We start from the raw sequence: 17,029 nt of genomic DNA on the forward strand, positions 1-17,029 counted from the left end.
GAACCGATGGGCGGGGGCTTCGCTCAAGGTCACGGCGTCGGACGGCCTCAGGCCTCCGGCGCCGATCCGTTTCCGGCGGTGGCGCCCGACACGCCGTTGCCCGCCGACTTGTGCTTGTCGAGGTCGGGCTCCAGGTAGATCAGCCGCGCGACCGGCATCAGCTCCCGGACCTTGCCCTCGGCCGCGTCGATCGCCCGCGCGATCTCCACCGCGGTGTCCTCGCCGCCGACCGCGATCTTCGCCGCGACGAGCAGTTCCTCGGGACCGAGGTACTGGGTGCGCAGGTGGATCACCCGGTCGACCTCCGGCACCGACTCCAGCGCCGCGATGATCTCCTTGTCGGCGGCCTCGCCCGCGCCCTCGCCGAGCAGGAGGCTCTTGGTCTCGAACGCGAGGATCACCGCGATGACGGCCAGCAGCACCCCGATGGAGATGGTGCCGAGCGCGTCCCAGGTGCCGTCGCCGGTGATGACGGCGAGGCCGACGCCCAGCAGCGCGAGGACGAGGCCGACGAGCGCGCCCAGGTCCTCCAGCAGCACGACGGGCAGTTCCGGTGCCTTCGCGCGGCGGATGAACTCCCACCACGAGCGGTCGCCGCGGATCGCGTTGGACTCCACGATGGCCGTCCGGAAGCTGAAGCTCTCCAGGCCGATCGCGATGATCAGGACGCCGAACGCCCACTGCGGGGACTCCACCGGGTGCGGGTCCTGGAGCTTGTGGACGCCCTCGTAGAGCGAGAAGACCGCGCCGACCGTGAACAGGACGAGCGCGACGATGAAGGCGTAGAAGTACCGCTCCCTGCCGTACCCGAACGGGTGGTCGGCGGTCCGTGCCCGGGTGGCGCGCTTCTTGCCGAGGAGGAGCAGCGCCTGGTTGCCGGAGTCGGCGACCGAGTGGATGGACTCGGCCAGCATCGACGACGAACTCGTGAAAACGTACGCCACGAACTTGGCCGCCGCGATCCCCAGGTTCGCCGCGAGTGCCGCGACGATCGCCTTGGTTCCGCCTTCTGCTGACATTTAGTAGATCCTCGCTTCAATTTCCGTACGCGCGGGGACGGGTGTCGGGTCCACTCCCAGCGCCAACGCCAGGTAAACGGACACATAGTCGCACAACCCGATCAGCGAGACGGCACGCTCCAGGGGGTGCACGCCCTCCCCGGTGATCGTGGAGACCGCGATGCCGCGCGCCGCGGCGGTGTCGGCGACGGGCGAGCGGCCCTGGGCGGGCTCGCCTTCCGGGCCTGCGCCTTCGGCGACGAGCACCAAGTGGACGGCCGACTCGGGCTCGTCGGCGCGGTCGCGGAAGAAGTCGTCGGTGTCGGGGGCCGCGGCGTCGAGGGAGCCGGGGAACGGCAGCGCGACGGGCACCTTGGCGTTGTCGGCGAACTGGGCGGCCAGCCGGTGCGCGGCGGCCAGCTCCAGCGGGGTCCGGCCCCAGGGCATCGGGAGCGACCCGGCGAGTTCCAGCGCGATCTGCTTGGCGGGGTTCACGAACGGCTCACCCGACGGGCGGCAGCGGTTCGCGACGTCCTCCAGCCGGACCGCGGCGGCCTCCAGCACCTCGTCCGGGACCGCGACGATCCCGAGCCCGCGCAGCACCAGCAGCAGCGGTACGACCTGCGCCCACAGCAGCGCCCTGATCGGGCCGGCGGGCGGCGGCAGTGGCACGTAGAACAGCCGGTTCTGGGTCGCCAGGGACCGCAGCCGCGCGTCGGCCGGCCCGACCCCGACGACCGCGGCGCCCCGCCGGACGGCCTGGGCGGCGAGGTCGAAGGACTCGTCGCCGAGCGCGCAGACCAGGTCGGTGGCGCCGATCCAGCCGGGCAGGACGTCCCCGGCCACGGTCAGCACGGGCACCGGGCAGCCCGTGCCGCAGATCGCGGCGACCACCTCACCCGCCGAGCCGGGACCGACGATGACGACGGCGCGGGGGCGTCCGGCGCCTTCCAGCGCCTCGGTGAGGCCCGCCTCCGCCGTCATGGCGGCGGCCTGCCTCATCTGGGCCGCGCCGGAGGCCGCGAGCCGGAGCATTCCGCCCCGGTCGGCCGCCTCCAGCGCGTCGGGATCGTCCAGCGCGCCCGCCTCCGGCCGCCGCCCCTCCGAGGTCATGCCCGGGGGGCCCGCGCCTCGTCGACCAGCAGCACGGGGACGCCCTCATCCGTCACGGGGTAGATGCTGCCGCACTCCCCGGTGCAGACGAGCGCGCCTTCCTCGGCGCGCAGCGCGCCGCGGCAGTTGGGGCAGGCGAGGATCTCCAGGAGCCACGCGTCGATCTTCACTTTGCCTCCTCGGTGCGGACGATCGACAGGACCTCGTCCCGGATCGCCGCCATGGTCTGCCCGTCTCCCGCCTCGGCGTTGAGTCGGAGCAGCGGTTCGGTGTTGGACGCGCGGAGGTTGAACCACCATCCGTCGCCCGTGAACGTGGTGCCGTCGAGTTCGTCGACGGTGACGCCGTCGCGGGCGGTGAACACCGCGCGCACCCGGGCCACCGCCGCCGCCTGGTCGGCGACCTCGCTGTTGATCTCCCCCGAGGCGATATACCGGTCGTAGGACGCCAGCAGGGAGGAGAGCGTTCCGTCCTGCTCGCCGAGCGCGGCGAGCACGTGCAGGGCGGCGAGCATCCCCGAGTCGGCGAACCAGAAGTCGCGGAAGTAGAAGTGGGCGGAGTGCTCCCCGCCGAAGACGGCGCCGACCTCGGCCATGGTCTGCTTGATGAACGAGTGACCGACGCGGGTGCGCACCGGCTTCCCGCCGTTCTCGGCGATGATCTCCGGCACGGCCGCCGAGGTGATCAGGTTGTGCACGATCGACGCGCCCGGGTACTTCGCGAGCTCGCGCTCGGCCACCAGCGCGGTGATCGCCGACGGGGAGACGATCTCGCCCCGCTCGTCGACGGCGAAGCAGCGGTCCGCGTCGCCGTCGAAGGCCAGGCCCAGATCGGCGCCATGGGCGAGGACCGCGGCCTGGAGGTCGCGGAGGTTCGCCGGCTCGATCGGGTTGGCCTCGTGGTTGGGGAAGGTGCCGTCCAGCTCGAAGTACAGCGGGACGACCTCCAGCGGAAGGCCGTCGAACACCGCGGGGACGGTGTGGCCGCCCATGCCGTTGCCGGCGTCCACGACGACCTTGAGCGGGCGGATGCCGGAAAGGTCGACCAGGGTCTTGAGGTGCTCGGCGTACCCGGCGAGCAGATCGCGCTGCTCGACCTTGCCGACCGGGCCGTCCTGCGCGGGGACGCCCGCGGCGACGAGATCGCGGATCTCCCGCAGACCCGTGTCCTGGCCGATCGGGCGGGCGCCGGAAAGACACATCTTCATGCCGTTGTACTTGGCCGGATTGTGACTCGCGGTGAACATGACACCGGGCAGGCCCAGGCTGCCGCTGGCGTAGTACAGCAGGTCGGTCGAGCCGAGCCCCGCCTCCACCACGTCGGCGCCCTGCGCTGCCGCACCGCGCGCGAAGGCCGCGGCCAGCGGGACCGAGGAAGCGCGCATGTCGTGCGCGGTGACGATCCGGGCGGCTCCGGTCACCCGTATGAACGCGGCGCCGGTCGCCTCGGCGATCTCCTCGTCGAACTCGTCGGGAACGACGCCCCGCACGTCATAGGCCTTGAAGATCTTGGCGAGATCGCCCACTTCGGGTGTCCCTCCGGCTCGTCGGTCTTGGACTTCGAGCCTACTGTGTTCTTGGCCCCGCCTCCGGCGGGGCGGTGATCGGGCGCTCTGGATCCCGTCGTCGCCCCTCCGGCCCCGGGGGCCCGCGGGGCGGCGACGGGGCGCCCGATCACACCGGGGGTGGAGAACCGTCCCGGGGTGCTCGATCACTTGTGGGGCTTCCGCTGGAGGCGGGAAGCCGTTCGGGGTGATCGCGGGTCAGGATTGCTGGTCGGAGCGGAGGACGCGGAGGTGGCCTCGGCGGCCTACTTCGGTGCCCTGGCCCACGGGCTCGGTGCCGGGGCTCACGGGGCGGGCGGCCTCGCGGACGGCGTCGGCGAGGGCCTCGAGGTCGTCGCTGGTGGGCTGGTCGGAGGCTTCCTCGGCGGGCAGCCGGAGCAGTTCCCAGCCCATGGGCGCGGTCAGCCGGTCGGCGTGTTCGGCGCACAGGTCATAGCAGTGCGGCTCGACGTACGCGGCTAGCGGACCCAGGACCGCGGTGGAATCGCGGTAGACGTACGTGAGCGTGAACACAGCTGACGCTTTGCACGCTGTGCGGGAGCAGATGCGGACGGGGCTCACGTTGGCTGAACGTACGCCTTTCCGGCCCGCATCGCCAGTATCCGCGTGATCGTGTCTCGCGTTTCATCTAATACATCAACAATTCGGGCAGCCGATTCCCCTACTTCGGCCCCCGCCCGACGTCCCTTGACCTCCGCAAACGCACCCGCGGCTCCGGCCCCCCGGAGCGCGGCCGGGCGCGGCCCTCGCGTGATCGGCGCCTCGACCCAACAACTAGACTGCCCGGCGTGAGGAGAGTCAGGCGGCGTGACCGGCATGGCCGGGGGCTTCGTGGTCCGCTGGCCCCGCCTGAGGTGCCGATCTCCCTCACCCGTGCGGAGAAGTTCGATGACCTCGTCCGCGAAGAGGTACAGCGGGTCGTCGCGCCGTGGCGGGAGCAGCTCGCCGGGGTCGAGTTCGCGGTCGAGGACATTCCGCCCGCGGAGCCGGGCGCCACGCAGGTGCCCCTGGGCGAGACCCGCACCGTCGCCGGCGTGCCCCGCGTCATCGTCTTCCGCCGCCCCATGGAGGCCCGTGCGGGCAAGGACGGCAAGGGCGAACGTGAACTCGTCAGGCTGATCCACGACGTCGTCGTGGACGAGGTGGCGCAGCTCCTGGGCCTGGACCCGGACGACGTGGACGAGCCGGAAGAGGACTGACCCGGGACGCCCCGCGCGGGAGGCCCTAGGGGACCACCGAGGTCAGGGAGTCCGAGACCGGCGGGAGGGTGACGGTCAGCGGGGCGGCGGCGAGGGTGCGGATCGTGGCGACCTGTTCGCGCTGGCCGGTTCTGGTGGTGATGATCCTGGTGCCGTAGACCGGGCCGGATCCCGGGAGCGGGATCACGCGGACCGCGGGGGCGTCCAGGGGGATCTCCACGGTGCGACCTGCGGGGATCTCGACCTCGGTGGCGGTGCCCGCGCCCGAGTCCGTCAGGGGGACCACGCGGACCGTGGCGGCCTTGCCGGGGGCCGTGAGAACGAGCGAGGCGGCTTCCCGTGCCTTCTGGGCGCCAGTACCGCGCGCGGGGGCCGGCGCGGCCCCCAGGGCGGACGTGCCGCCGTCCAGGGGGGTGCCCGCTCCGCCGAGCGCGAGGTCGGCTCCGATCGCGGCGAACCCGGCGACGATCCGGCGGGTGGAGGTCAGCTCGATCGCGGCGGGGCGGCCGCCGAGCGCGGCCTCCAGGTCGAGCGGGATCACCGTTCGCGCGGGGACGTCGAGGACGTCCTGCCCTTCGGGGGCGAACGCGCCGTCCGCGGTGAGCGCGCGGATCTTGACCTGGGCGTCCTGGCCTCCGGGCACGCCCACGTAGAGCGTCCGCCTGCCGCCGCCGCCCGGCACGCCGGGCACGATCACCCGGGTGGCGGGCTCGGCCGTGGCGGTGGCCCAGTCGGCGCCCTTGGACCCGGCGTCCGCGCGGACCGCCGCGGCGACCCGCCCGCTGGTGGCGGTCACCCGCAGCGTGAGCACCCGGACGTCGGAGGCGATCATGCCGAGTCCGTCGAGGGTCTCGCCGATCTTGATCACCCGGGTGCCGTGCGCGGGCACGTCCAGGGCCTTGCCGTCGGTGGTGTCGAGGGACCCGTCGTCCGAGACCGCGTCGAGGTCGATCGTCGCGGGCACGTCGTCGACGTTGGTGACGTGCAGTTCGAGCCCGCCCGCGCCGGGGCCGGGGGTGACGAACCAGTGCTCGGTGGCGGGCGCGGTGCAGGGCACCGAGGAGATGCCGCGCTTGCCCACGACGGTCTGGGCGGCCTCGAGGCCTGCCGCGACCCCGCCGTCGGCCCGGACCGCCAGGGCGGTCCCGCGCTTGACCTCGCCGGTGAACAGCGCGGACGCGGCGGGCACCTCGGCCACCGCCTTGCCGTCGAGCGCGGTCACCGAGGCCGTGCCTTCGCCTTCGCCGCCCGAGACCAGGGAAAGCCGGGCCGCCTGCTCGGCCGCCGGGCACGCCACGAGAGCCGCCTCGACGGGCACGGAGGCGCCCCGGAGCTCGGAAGGCTCCCCCGGACGGGTGAGCGCGGCGGCGCCGTACAAGGCCGAGACCGCGACGAGGATCAGGGCTGCCACCCCGTAGCGGTTGCCCGCGACGACCGTCGCCACGTCCACGACCTTGCCGAGCGCGCCCTGGGTCAGCGCACCCGCGCCCGAAGCGCCCGTCCGCTGCGCGCCGCTCCCCGGCCGCCGCCGGCGCGGCAGCCCCCGCGCGGGCGTACCCGGCCGGAGCCTCCGGCGCGAGGTCCTCTCCGCGCGCGGCTCGGGCACCTGGGCGCTCGGGTCCGATCCGTCCCGGCCGCCTTCGGCTTCGGCCTCCGCACCGGGTCCCGGCTGTGCCTCCACCGCAGGGGACGCCCAGGGACTCTCCGCGGCCCCGGCATCCCGCGCGGCGGGCTTGAACCTGCCGAGGGCGCCCGACAAGGGCGACGTGCGCTTCCTGGCCCGGCTCACTGATCGCTCCCCAAGGACTCGGCGGACGGGGCGGCCGCGGCCGACACGACGGACTCCGCCGACCCGGACCGCGTCGCGGACCCGTCGTCCTCCCCGGCGCCCTCCCCGGCGTTCTCCTCGCCGTCCCGGAGGCCGTCCGCCTCCACGGCGGCCGCCGCGCGGCGGCCTCGGCGCCGTCCCCGGATCGGGGTCTCGCCACCGGGCAGCGCGAGCACGATGACGAGAAGGAGCGCGACGCCCTGGACGGCCACCCAGGCCGTCCACAGCCTTTCGCTCCGCTCCAGCACGAACGTCCCGCCGCTCTCCGGCACCTCCCACCCCGCGGCCCACCCATCGACGGTGACGGCCGGGGCCGCCTTCCCGCCCATGGTCGCGGTCCAGCCTCCGGTGGGCTCGGCGAGCACCACCTTGCGGCCCGCCTCTCCGGCGGGGATCTCGACCCGGGCGGCCACCTCGCCGGACCGCAGCGGGGTGATCCCGCCGCCGTCGGCCATGAGCATCAGCCGGGCGCCCGGTTCGGTGAGCCGCCAGACGGCGAAGTCGTCGCTGCGGCTCAGCCGGGTGAGGCCCGGCAGGCCGTCCAGCCGCCGCATCAGCCGGTCGCCGCTCTCCGGGCGCTTGTCCCCGGTGAAGTGCAGGTAGAGGAACTGCACGCCGAAACGGTTCAGCCCCTCGGTCCCCTGGCCCGCGGCGAGGTGCGCCACCAGCCGCTCAAGGTGGCCGGCCGCCTTCGCCTCCGGCTGGAGAGCCTCGTCCCCGAGCTCGGGGGACGGCCCGCGCATCAGGGCGTAAGAAAGGTCGGCGCCTCCGTCGTGGGAGAGCACGAGGGTCCTTGCGCGGGTCTCCCCGTTCACCGCGGTGACGAACGCGGGCAGAGACTGCCCGGCCGCCTTGCCGACGGGCCCGTCGACGCCGATCCCGATCCAGGCGAGCGCGGCGAGCGCGGGCGTGGAGACCGCGATGAGGACCGCCGCCGCCGCGGCGAAGCGGTACTTCCAGGTGCCGGTGGACACCAGCTCGACCGAGCGCTGGAGCCCCGCGCAGGCGGCGAGGATGAGGCCGCCTGTGGCGAACGCCAGCGGCACGCCGGGCCAGCCCGGCGCGCCTTCGCCGGGCGCCTCGGTGACCACGATCGCGGACACCGCGATCGCGGCGAGGAAGCCGAAGAGGATGAGCATCCAGCCGCCCATGACCGCGGTGCGGCGGCTGCGCAGCGGCAGCGCCGCGACGGCGAGGGCCAGCAGCCCGGCGGTCGCCCAGCCGAGGTCGGTGCCGGGGCCGCCCGGGTCGAGGGTGAGGATGGACAGGCCGGTCAGCCCCTCGTCGACGAGTTCCGGCCGGTGCAGCCCGGCCTCCAGCAGGAACCGCGACGGGTGGGTGAAGAGCTGGAGCGTCGTGGGCAGGAGCAGCAGCGGCGGGACCACGAGCCCGATGGCCAGGTCGATGCCGCTGACGACCTTGGAGCCCAGGTAGGACAGCCCGCCGAGGATGAGCAGCAGCAGCCACGTCAAGGGCACGAACGCCATGGCTACGGTCAGCAGCAGCGCGAGGCCCCAGGCGGCGCGGCGCGCCTGCCGGGCGTCGACCCGGCCGCTCGGCTCGCGCAGCACCCGCGCGCCGAGCAGCCCGATGAGCGGCAGCAGCACGTAGACGACACAGGTGCCGACCCGGCCCGCCGCGATCGCCCCGGTGGCGACGGGCAGCACCGCGTAGGCGATCGCCGCCCACACCCGGATGGCGCTGGCCGGGACCCGGCTGCGCCGCAGGAGGCGGGCGGTCCGCTTCCCGGCGGGCAGGCTGGTCGGGATGAGCCGTTTCGCGGCGAGGTAGGCGGTCAGTCCGGCGAGCGGCACACAGCCGACGAGCAGGGCCATGACGGCCAAGGACGGCTGCCCGAAGGTGAGCACCGAGAGCCCCGCCAAGAAGGCGAGGTAAGGCGGCGACGCGTCGGCGGACCCCAAGCCGACCGGATGCCATCCCGCCAGGTACGCCGCCCACAGGTCGCCCGTGCTCCCCCACGCGGGAACGAGGGCGCCTCCGCCCAGCCGTCCCCCCGAGGCGAGCAGCGAGCGTTCGGCGAGGAAGGCGACACAGGAGAGGACGAGCAGGACGACCGCGCTGGGATGGGCGAGCACCCGGCGCACCACGCCGAATCCCCGCTCCCGCAGCGGGATGCGCTCCTCCTCGGCCTCCACCGCGTCGAGGCCGTACTCGGTCGGCGCGATGAGCGAGCCGAGGCGTTCGGCGATCCTGCGCAGCGTCACCCACTGGGGCTGGAACCTGCGGACCGACCGGTAGACGCGCGCCCTGCCTTCGGTGCGGCCCGCGCGCAAGGCGCGCAGCACCCTCGGCGAGGACACCACGTCGCGCAGCGCGTCGAGTTCGTCGCGCAGGGCCATCGGCTTCTTGGCCAGCGCCAGCAGGGCGATCCGCAGCAGCGAGCCGAACAGCAGCCGCAGGAAGGACCCGGCGGCCTGCCGGGCGGGAAGATTGGCGAGCAGCGCCCACATGGCGTTGCGCCGGTCGAGGCGGCGGGGCGCGATGGGCGTGGGCCGCACACCGCGGGCCGCGGCCTCGGCGTGGTAGACCAGCGCGTCGCTGACGGCGACGACCCGGTGGCCCGCCGCCTGCACCCGCCAGCCGAAGTCGACGTCGTCGCGGAACAGGCCGAAGCGGGGGTCGAGGCCGCCGGTGTGGCGCCACACGTCGCGGCGCACCAGCATGCCCGCGGAGCTGACCCCCATGACGTCGTGGACGCCGTCGTGCTGGCCCTGGTCGAACTCGCCGCGGTCCACGCCGGTGAAGCGGCGGCCCTGGCCGTCGAGGGCGACGCCGAGTTCGAGGAGGAGGCGGCGGTCGTCCCAGTCACGCAGTTTGGGGCCGGCGAGGCCGACGTTGGGGTCGGAGTCGACGTGCCGGAGCAGGTTCTCCAGCGCGCTGGGCGCGGGGGTGGAGTCGTCGTGCAGGATCCACAGCCACTCGACGGCGTCCTCGGTCTCCACCGCCATGTCGGCCGCGGGGGTCTCCAGCGCGGCGGCGACGGCGGCCGCGAACGGGACGTCCCGGTCGAGGGTGAGGAGGTTGCCGGGACCGACGACGCCCGCGACGATCGCGGGCCCGGTGTCGGTACTGCCGGTGTCGGCGATGACCAGCCGCTGGATCCGCCGGGTCTGGCTGAGCAGGGCCTTCAGGGTGTCGGGCAGCCAGCGCGCGCCATCGTGCATGACGAGCACCGCGGTGACCACATGCCGGTCGAGTCCAGGCGCCACAGGCTGCTCATTCGGGTGGGTGGAAAAGGCGACAGCCGCGCGGACCTGGAGTCCACGCGGCTGCTCACTCTACTGTGACCGTCCGGTCTCGGTCAGCGCCGGGACGATCCATGTCCGGTGCGGCCCGCCATGCGGCCGCAACGTCACGAACCGGCTCCGTCGTCCGTTCGGACGGCATGGTCCGTTCAGACGGCGGCGCGCTTGAGTTTGCGCCGCTCACGTTCCGACAGGCCCCCCCAGATCCCGAATCGCTCGTCGTGCTGGAGCGCGTACTCCAGACATTCCGCACGCACCTCGCAAGCCCGGCACACCTTCTTGGCCTCGCGGGTCGAGCCGCCCTTCTCCGGAAAGAACGCTTCCGGATCGGTCTGAGCGCACAGGGCGCGCTCCTGCCAGCCCGACTCCTCACCTTCATCTGTGCCGTGCGCCAGCGGGATCACGATCTCGCCCACGCGCACCTCCTAGCCGCCCCCGTAGAGCCCCCCGGTCAGAACTACACACTTGAAATTACACGTGTGTAGTCCCCCGTGCGTCAAGCGGTAGGGGCCACGGGTGGGGTGAACTATGGGTTATCCGGGCGAAGCGCGGGGCTCCTGGAAGGGATTATTGCGGACCTTGATCCCCGCGATACCAGTTCTGGTCACTCTGCTGGGGCGGCGCGGCGGGGTCGTTGTCCCCGAACTGGCGGGTCCAGCCTCCCGGGTCGGCCTGCGGCGGCTGCTGCTGGCCGTACGGCTGCTGGCCGGGCTGCGCGGGCTGCTGGCCATAGGGGTCCTGCGGCTGGCCGTACTGCTGGCCCGGCTGGCCGTACTGCTGCGGCTGCTGGCCGTAGGGGTCCGCGCCCGGAGCCGAGTGCTGCGGCGCGTACGGGTCCTGGCCGGGCTGCGCCGCGGGCTGACCGGGCTGGGCCGCGGGGGGCGCGTACGGATCCTGGACGCCGTACTGCTGCTGGCCGTACTGCTGCGCGGGCTGGCCGGGCTGGCCGTACTGCTGCTGGCCGTACGGGTCCGCGCCGAAGGGCTGCTGGCCGTAGACCTGGCCGGGCACCTGCGCCGGACGGGCCGGCTGGAAGGTCTTGAAGTTCAGGAAGATGAAGTAGCCCGCGCCGCCCGAGACGGCGATCTTGCTCAGGCCGTAGAAGAAGGCCGCGGCCTTGCCGCCTCCGGTGGAGAACTCCGTGAGCAGGCCGGAGAAGAGCGAGATGACGCCCAGGACGAGCCCGATGGCGACGATCACCAGCGCGCCGGTCACGATGTTCTTGGCGGCGGGAGAGGGCGCCGGGCGGGTGGCGAACAGCACAGCGAGCACGGTGAGCGCCGCGAGGATGAAGCCGGTGAAGTTGCCCGAGTTGGCGGTCTCACCGAGCGCACGGGTGGTGAATCCGCCCGAGGAGAACAGCCAGATCAGTCCGGCGAGTACTTGCAGGGCGGCGGCTCCGAGCAGCAGGTACGCAGCCGGTTCGCGCAGCCGCTGCAGCGCTTCGGTGTTCACTGGATCACTCCATAATGGGGTATTTGGGCGGCTCATCCCGGGCGCGTAGCGTATCGCAGGGATGGAAGACTTGAACCGTGAAAATCGTGGTTCTGGCCGGAGGGATAGGCGGGGCGCGCTTCCTGCGCGGACTCAAGGCGGCGGCTCCGGACGCCGAGGTGACGGTCATCGGGAACACCGGTGACGATATCCACCTGTTCGGGCTGAAAGTCTGTCCCGATCTGGACACCGTCATGTACACCCTCGGCGGTGGCATCAACGAGGAGCAGGGCTGGGGCCGTGCCGACGAGGCGTTCAAGGTGAAGGAAGAACTCGCCGCTTATGGCGTCGAACCCACCTGGTTCGGGCTCGGCGACCGGGACTTCGCCACGCACATCGTGCGCACCCAGATGCTGGACGCCGGGTACCCCCTGTCCCAGGTCACCGAGGCGCTCTGCGACCGCTGGCAGCCGGGCGTCCGGCTGATCCCGATGACCGACGACCGGGTCGAGACCCATGTCGTCATCGACGATGAACGGGGCAAACGGGCCATCCATTTCCAGGAGTGGTGGGTGAAGATGCGCGCTTCCTCCCCCGCGTTGGCGATCACCCCCGTGGGCGCCGACGAGGCGAAGCCCGCCCCCGGCGTCCTCAAGGCGATCGAGGAGGCCGACTTCGTGCTGCTCCCGCCGTCCAACCCCGTGGTGAGCATCGGGACGATCCTCTCCATCCCCGGCATCAGAGACGCGCTCAAGGCGAAGACCGTCGTCGGGGTCTCCCCGATCATCGGCGGGGCGCCCGTGCGCGGCATGGCCGACGCCTGCCTGAGCGCGATCGGCGTGGAGACCTCGGCCGCCGCGGTCGCCGGCTTCTACGGGCCCGCGCTGCTGAGCGGTTGGCTGGTCGCCACCGAGGACGGCCCGCACTTCACGTCGCCGGGCCTGGAGGACATCGCCGTACGGGCCAGGCCGCTGCTGATGTCCGACCCCGAGGCGACCCGGGCGCTCGCCGCCGCCGCGGTGGACCTCGCCGTCGAACTGTCCGGGGAGAGCGCGTGAGCATCGAGATCACCGGGGTCCCCGGCCTGCCCGAGGTGAAGCCCGGCGACGACCTCGCCGCGCTCATCACCGCGGCCCTGCCCGACCTGCGCGACGGCGACGTCCTCGTCGTCACCTCCAAGATCGTCAGCAAGGCCGAGGGCCGGATCGTCAAGGCCGACGACCGGGAGGCGGCCATCGACGCCGAGGCCGTCCGCGTCGTCGCCCGCCGGGGCCGCACCCGCATCGTGGAGACCAGGCAGGGGCTCGTCATGGCCGCGGCGGGGGTCGACGCCTCCAACACCGCGCCCGGCACCGTGCTCCTCCTTCCGGAAGACCCCGACGCCTCGGCCCGCGCCCTGCGCGCGGCGCTCCCCAAGCGCGTCGCCGTCCTCATCTCCGACACCTTCGGCCGCCCCTGGCGGGCCGGGCAGACCGACGTCGCGATCGGCGCCGCGGGCCTGGAGCCGCTCGACGACTTCCGCGGCCGCACCGACCCGCACGGCAACCTCCTCGAGGCGACCGTCACCGCGATCGCCGACGAGATCGCCGCCGCCGCGGAACTGGCCAAGGGCAAGCTCGACGGGGTGCCCGTCGCGGTGGTCCGGGGCCTTTCGCACCTCGTCACCGACGCCGACGGGCCCGGCGCGAGCGCGATCGTGCGCGGCGCCGCGGACGACCTGTTCCGCTTCGGCGGTGCGGAACTCCTGCACGCCCGCCGGACGATCCGGGAGTTCACCGACGAACCCGTCGACGGCGAGAAGGTGCGCCGCGCGGTCTCGGCGGCGCTCACCGCGCCCGCACCCCACCACACGACGCCGTGGCGGTTCGTGCTCTTGGAGTCGCCGGAGATCCGGGCGAAGCTGCTGGACGCCATGCGCGACGCCTGGCGGGCCGACCTGGAGGCCGACCGCTTCACCGAGCAGTCGATCACCAAGCGGCTCTCCCGCGGAGACGTCCTGCGCCGCGCCCCCTACCTGGTCATCCCCTGCCTGGACACCGAAGCCGGCCAGCACGCCTACCCGGACGCGCGCCGGGGCGCCGCGGAACGCGAGATGTTCCTGGTCTCGACGGGCGCGGCCGTCCAGAACCTCCTGGTCGGCCTGACCGCCGAGAACCTCGCCTCCTGCTGGGTCTCCAGCACGATGTTCTGCCGCCCGACCGTCCGCGAGGTGCTCGACCTCCCGGACTCCTGGGACCCCATGGGCACGGTCGCCGTCGGGCACGCCGCCGCCCCGCCCCGGGACCGCCCGGTGCGCCTCCCCGACGCCTTCCTCGAGGTCCGCTGACCCCGCTCGGCACCCGACGGCCGCCGTCCGCCCCTACGGGACGGGCGGCGGCCGGGTGTCAGGAGCCGAGGATGCGCGCCTTCTCCGCGGCGAACTCCTCGGGGGTCAGCACCCCTTGGGCCTGGAGGTCGGCGAGCTGCTGGAGCTGCTCGATCCGGTCCGGGGCGGGCACCTGCTGAGCGGGGTCGGCCTGCTGCCGCACGGGCTGCTGCTGGGCCTGCTGCTCGTAATCCCGGCGGGCCTGTCTGCGCTGGACGCGGCCGGAGACCGCCGTCGCGGTGCCGCTGATGACCGCGGTCCTCGCCACGGTGCCCAACAGCCCTGGCCGTCCTGCTCTGATCATCGGTCCTCCTCGGTCGTCGTCCGGCGCGCTCAGGCGTCGCTGAGCGCGGCCAGCGCGGTGGCCACCACCTCGCGCGGGATGCGCTCCAGCGAGACGACCTCGCCCCGCGAGCCGCGCACCGCGTCCGACAGCCTCCGCGCCCACGTGTGCTCCCAGACCACCACCAGCGCCGAGTCCCCGGGTTCGAGCCCGGCCCCCACCTGGTCGAGGTCCCCGTCGCTGAGCAGGTCGAGCTGCTCGGTCGTCAGCCCGCCGAACCGCGCCGCGAACTCCGACTCGCTGACCTCGGTCGCGATGACCGAGCCGTCGGCGGCCCGGGACACGAAGGCCAGGTCGATGATCCGGATCGTGCCCGACTCCTGGAGTTCCAGGAGCGAGGGCGCGACGTCCCCGTTGAAGCGGCTCCCCCGGAAGAGGATCACCGCCACATCGACGGGCCCCATGGACTCCGCCGTCAGCTCCTCACGCATGGCGCTCCCCCGCGATCGACGACCTCTCCGTCAGGTCTGACCGGACCGCCCTTCCGAGGAACCCCATATCTCCCAATGAATCCCCCAACCGTCGGCAGGGACGCACGGCGGGCCCCCGGGTCGGGAGCCCGCCGTGAGTGCGCGTTCGCGGATGAGGTCAGCGGGTGAGGAGGGCCAGGGCGCCGGACGCGACCGCCTCATCGCGCAGACGGGAGGGACGGCCGTCGTACGCGGCGGTCGCCTTCGCGCGGCGGTAGTACAGGTGGGCGTCGTGCTCCCAGGTGAAGCCGATGCCGCCGTTGACCTGGATGAGGGTGGCGGCGGCCCCCTCGAAGGCGTCCGAGGCCTCCGCCTTCGCCAGGAGGACGAGCCGGTGGGCCTCGTCGGCCGCGCCCGCGTCGAGGGCGACGGCGGCCGTGAAGACCAGGGCACGGGCCGCCGAGACCGCGATGGCGGTCTCCGCGCAGCGATGCTGGATCGCCTGGTAGGTGCCGATCACCTGGTCGAACTGGGTGCGGATCCGGGCGTAGGCGACGGTGTGGTCCAGGCAGCCCTGGGCGCCGCCGACCTGCTCGGCGGCCAGCAGCAGCCGGGCCGCGTCGCCGACCCGGCCGAGCGCGGCCCGGTCGCCCGGCGCGGTGAGCCGCACCGCGGGGACGCCGTCGAGGCGCAGCGCGGCGGGCCGTGCCGTGAGATCGGTCGCCGCGACCGGCGTCCGGGTCACCCCTTCCTCGCCGAGCCGGACCAGGACCGCGCACGGGCCCTGCGCGGTGTCGGCGATCGCGAGGAGGACGTCGGCGGTCATCCCGTGTGCGGCGTCCGGCACCGATCCGCCGACCAGTCCGTCGCCGTCCAGGACGAGTCCGGGCTGGAGCGCGGCGAAGCCCTGCGGCATCGCGACGGTCTCGGCGCCGGTGAGCACCCCGTCGAAGTCGGCCTCGGCCGATCCGAGCGCCCAGGCCGCGAGCACCGAGGCGCGCAGCGGCCCCGCGTACAGGACCGCCCCCGCCTCCTCGGCCGCCGCGGTCAGATGGACCAGGCCGAGGCCGAGCCCTCCCGCGCCCTCCGGCGCCGCCATCGAGACGAGGCCGACGTCCCCGGCCAGCGCCTTCCAGCGGCCGGCGTCGTACCCGGGGTCGTCGGCCGGGGCGTCGCGGAGCCTCCGGGCCTCGTCCAGGCCGCCGGTGTCGGCGAAGTAGCCGCGCAGGGCCGCCCGCACCTCGTCCTGGCTGAGCAGTTCGTCGCTCATGACCGTGCCTCCGTCGTCTGGCGTGCGGGCTTCGGCGGGCGCGGCAGCCCGAGCCCGCGCTGCGCGATGATGTTGAGCTGGATCTCGTCGGTGCCGCCCGCCAGATGCAGCGCGGGAGCGCCGAGGACGAACTCCGCCCACGCGTGCGTGTCGGGTTCGCCGGAGTCGGTGAAGGCGAGCTCGCCGAGCACCTCGCCCGCGAGCCCGGCCATCCGGTCGACGGCCCGGGTCATCAGCATCTTCAGCACCGACCCGGACGCCGGGCCCAGCGAGCCCCACGCCCCCTCGGGCAGCTCCGCCGCGGCCTTCATCGCGACGACCGACGCGACGGTCCCGGCGATCTCCGCCCGGTGCACGGGGTCGTCGGCCGCGCCCAGCCGCTCGACCAAGGCGGCGAGCCGGCCCAGCGCGTACGGGCTGACCGGCCCGTCGTCGCCGACCATGGTCTTGCGCTCGCTGCCGAGGCTGGTGCCCGCGACCTTCCAGCCCTCGCCGACCGCGCCGATCCGGTGCGCGTCGGGGACCCGGACGCCGTCGAGGAACACCTCGTTGAACGCCGCCCCGCCCGTCATCTGGCGGATCGGCCGGACGGTGACGCCGGGGGCGCGCATGTCCACGAGGAACATGGTCATTCCCGCGTGTTTGGGGGCGTCCGGATCGGTGCGGACCAGGGCCTCGCCGACGTCGGCGAGGTGCCCCATCGACGTCCAGACCTTCTGGCCGGTGAGCACCCAGCCGTCGCCGTCGCGGACGGCCCGGGTGGCGACGCCCGCGAGGTCGGAACCCGCGCCGGGCTCGGAGAACAGCTGGCAGCCGATCGCGTCGCCGCGGTACAGCGCGGGCAGCATCCGCGCCCGCAATTCGGGGGCGGCGTGCCGGTCGAGGGCGGGCGCGACGATGTGCAGCCCGACGAACAGCACCTCGCGGGACGGGAAGCCCAGCTCGGCGAGCAGATCGTCGACGACCTGGTCGTGGTCGCGGCCGAGGCCGCGCCCACCGCAGTCGACGGGCCCGCTCGGCCAGGCCAGGCCCGCGTCGAACAGCCGGGCCTGAAGGTTCCTGACCCGCTCGACCTGGAGTTCGTGCCCCTCGCCGAGCTCCTCGACGGAGGCGATCCGGTCGGACTCGCGCCGGGCCCGCGCCGCTTCGTCCGCGGCGAACCCGCCCGCGATCGACCGCAGGAACTCTTCGGCCTCCGCCCGGAACGCGGCGAGGCCCGCGGTGGACGTCTCGGTCATG

The 17,029-nt window shown here is 73.7% G+C and carries 16 protein-coding genes; 3 read left to right on the plus strand and 13 right to left on the minus strand.

The annotated features are described in order from the left end of the window. Window positions 1-47: 47 nt before the first annotated feature. The 5 genes from EDD29_RS37935 to EDD29_RS37955 form a co-directional block, all read right to left on the minus strand. Window positions 48-1,019 (minus strand): cation diffusion facilitator family transporter, encoded by a 972-nt coding sequence (locus tag EDD29_RS37935; protein ID WP_123669012.1) that lies wholly within the window; start codon window positions 1,017-1,019, stop codon window positions 48-50. After that, window positions 1,020-2,111: an SIS domain-containing protein gene (locus tag EDD29_RS37940; protein ID WP_123669013.1), complete on the minus strand. Its 1,092-nt coding sequence runs from the start codon at window positions 2,109-2,111 to the stop codon at window positions 1,020-1,022. Next, a complete protein-coding gene (locus EDD29_RS37945; protein WP_123669014.1) occupies window positions 2,108-2,281 on the minus strand; it encodes a Trm112 family protein in 174 nt (57 codons plus the stop codon). The genes EDD29_RS37940 and EDD29_RS37945 overlap by 4 nt, the downstream gene beginning before the upstream one ends. After that, complete coding sequence (locus tag EDD29_RS37950) at window positions 2,278-3,636, minus strand: phosphomannomutase/phosphoglucomutase (protein WP_123669015.1); 1,359 nt, start codon at window positions 3,634-3,636, stop codon at window positions 2,278-2,280. The genes EDD29_RS37945 and EDD29_RS37950 overlap by 4 nt, the downstream gene beginning before the upstream one ends. Window positions 3,637-3,873: 237 nt before the next feature. After that, a complete protein-coding gene (locus tag EDD29_RS37955) occupies window positions 3,874-4,236 on the minus strand; it encodes a DUF3499 domain-containing protein (protein ID WP_123669016.1) in 363 nt (120 codons plus the stop codon). A gap of 227 nt (window positions 4,237-4,463) precedes the next feature. Here EDD29_RS37955 and EDD29_RS37960 point away from each other — a divergent pair, with 227 nt between their 5' ends. Continuing rightward, the gene (locus tag EDD29_RS37960; protein ID WP_123669017.1) at window positions 4,464-4,874 is read left to right on the plus strand and encodes a metallopeptidase family protein; all 411 of its coding nucleotides are present in this window, start codon (window positions 4,464-4,466) and stop codon (window positions 4,872-4,874) included. 25 nt (window positions 4,875-4,899) lie between these two features. Here EDD29_RS37960 and EDD29_RS37965 read toward each other — a convergent pair whose 3' ends face one another. The 4 genes from EDD29_RS37965 to EDD29_RS37980 all read right to left on the minus strand — a co-directional run bounded on the left by EDD29_RS37965 (window position 4,900) and on the right by EDD29_RS37980 (window position 11,423). Continuing rightward, a complete protein-coding gene (locus EDD29_RS37965) occupies window positions 4,900-6,663 on the minus strand; it encodes a DUF5719 family protein (protein WP_148086234.1) in 1,764 nt (587 codons plus the stop codon). Next, window positions 6,660-9,932 (minus strand): glycosyltransferase family 2 protein, encoded by a 3,273-nt coding sequence (locus EDD29_RS37970; RefSeq protein WP_148086235.1) that lies wholly within the window; start codon window positions 9,930-9,932, stop codon window positions 6,660-6,662. The genes EDD29_RS37965 and EDD29_RS37970 overlap by 4 nt, the downstream gene beginning before the upstream one ends. Before the next feature lie 185 nt (window positions 9,933-10,117). Further along, window positions 10,118-10,384 (minus strand): WhiB family transcriptional regulator, encoded by a 267-nt coding sequence (locus tag EDD29_RS37975; RefSeq protein ID WP_123669020.1) that lies wholly within the window; start codon window positions 10,382-10,384, stop codon window positions 10,118-10,120. A gap of 151 nt (window positions 10,385-10,535) precedes the next feature. Then, window positions 10,536-11,423, minus strand: a complete 888-nt coding sequence (locus tag EDD29_RS37980) for a hypothetical protein (RefSeq protein ID WP_123669021.1) — start codon at window positions 11,421-11,423, stop codon at window positions 10,536-10,538. 77 nt (window positions 11,424-11,500) lie between these two features. On the opposite strand from EDD29_RS37980, the gene cofD reads away from it, so the two are divergent. Both cofD and EDD29_RS37990 read left to right on the plus strand, forming a co-directional pair. Beyond that, window positions 11,501-12,460: a 2-phospho-L-lactate transferase gene (cofD, locus tag EDD29_RS37985; RefSeq protein ID WP_123669022.1), complete on the plus strand. Its 960-nt coding sequence runs from the start codon at window positions 11,501-11,503 to the stop codon at window positions 12,458-12,460. Then, on the plus strand, window positions 12,457-13,728 hold the full coding sequence (locus EDD29_RS37990) for a coenzyme F420-0:L-glutamate ligase (RefSeq protein ID WP_123669023.1): 1,272 nt from the start codon (window positions 12,457-12,459) through the stop codon (window positions 13,726-13,728). The genes cofD and EDD29_RS37990 overlap by 4 nt, the downstream gene beginning before the upstream one ends. Before the next feature lie 58 nt (window positions 13,729-13,786). Here the strand turns inward: EDD29_RS37990 and EDD29_RS37995 are convergent, their stop codons facing one another. The 4 genes from EDD29_RS37995 to EDD29_RS38010 all read right to left on the minus strand — a co-directional run bounded on the left by EDD29_RS37995 (window position 13,787) and on the right by EDD29_RS38010 (window position 17,028). Then, entirely contained in the window at window positions 13,787-14,071 is a 285-nt protein-coding gene (locus EDD29_RS37995) for an SHOCT domain-containing protein (RefSeq protein WP_123669024.1), read from the minus strand. Between the two features lie 29 nt (window positions 14,072-14,100). Continuing rightward, the gene (locus EDD29_RS38000; RefSeq protein ID WP_123669025.1) at window positions 14,101-14,541 is read right to left on the minus strand and encodes a DUF6325 family protein; all 441 of its coding nucleotides are present in this window, start codon (window positions 14,539-14,541) and stop codon (window positions 14,101-14,103) included. Window positions 14,542-14,698: 157 nt separating this feature from the next. Beyond that, window positions 14,699-15,790 carry an acyl-CoA dehydrogenase family protein gene (locus tag EDD29_RS38005; RefSeq protein WP_123669026.1) on the minus strand — a complete coding sequence of 364 codons (1,092 nt, stop codon included), beginning with the start codon at window positions 15,788-15,790 and terminating at the stop codon, window positions 14,699-14,701. Beyond that, window positions 15,787-17,028 (minus strand): acyl-CoA dehydrogenase family protein, encoded by a 1,242-nt coding sequence (locus tag EDD29_RS38010; protein ID WP_123669027.1) that lies wholly within the window; start codon window positions 17,026-17,028, stop codon window positions 15,787-15,789. Before EDD29_RS38010 ends, EDD29_RS38005 begins: the two co-directional genes overlap by 4 nt. Window position 17,029: the final 1 nt, after the last annotated feature.

Origin of the sequence: Actinocorallia herbida, assembly GCF_003751225.1 — a bacterium.
Classification (GTDB): Bacteria; Actinomycetota; Actinomycetes; order Streptosporangiales; family Streptosporangiaceae; genus Actinocorallia; species Actinocorallia herbida.